Origin of the sequence: Brevibacillus sp. MCWH (genome assembly GCF_013096935.1) — a bacterium.
Taxonomy (GTDB): domain Bacteria; phylum Bacillota; class Bacilli; order Brevibacillales; family Brevibacillaceae; genus Brevibacillus; species Brevibacillus aydinogluensis.
This window is the reverse complement of the sequence record NZ_SDLF01000251.1, coordinates 1-382: the sequence shown is the minus strand read 5'-3', so window position 1 is coordinate 382 and position 382 is coordinate 1. Positions and strand designations below refer to the sequence as shown.

1 protein-coding gene is annotated in these 382 nt (G+C 27.5%); it reads left to right on the top strand.

Annotated features, from left to right (window positions below; translation table 11 throughout):
* The coding region (locus ETC00_RS20325; RefSeq protein ID WP_216369620.1) for a hypothetical protein at positions 1-382 on the top strand (382 nt) is incomplete at both ends.

The window sequence follows — 382 nt, the reverse complement described above, 5'->3', positions numbered from 1 at the left end:
ATATTGAAAACTGGTATAAGATTCAATGGTTTCTAAATAACCATAATGATAAAGAGAAACCTTTAACAAAGATGTTTCTAGATATAGAGGTTGATTCTATAGACATTGAGGGGTTTCCTTCATACGGAGATTGTCCTATTAATGCTGTAACAATTGTGGATGAGGAAAGTATGACTTCATTTACTTTCCTATTAAGAAATGAGAAAAATCCACAAATTAAACAATTCGAAAATAATGTTGATAGTGTTGTGCAAGAGTTAAATGATATGTTTGAAGAAAGTTATGGAAAAATAGAATATAGATTTTATATGTATGATGATGAAAGAGACATGTTAGTAGACGTATTTAAACTTATTAATACATTAAAAAGAGATTTTCTACT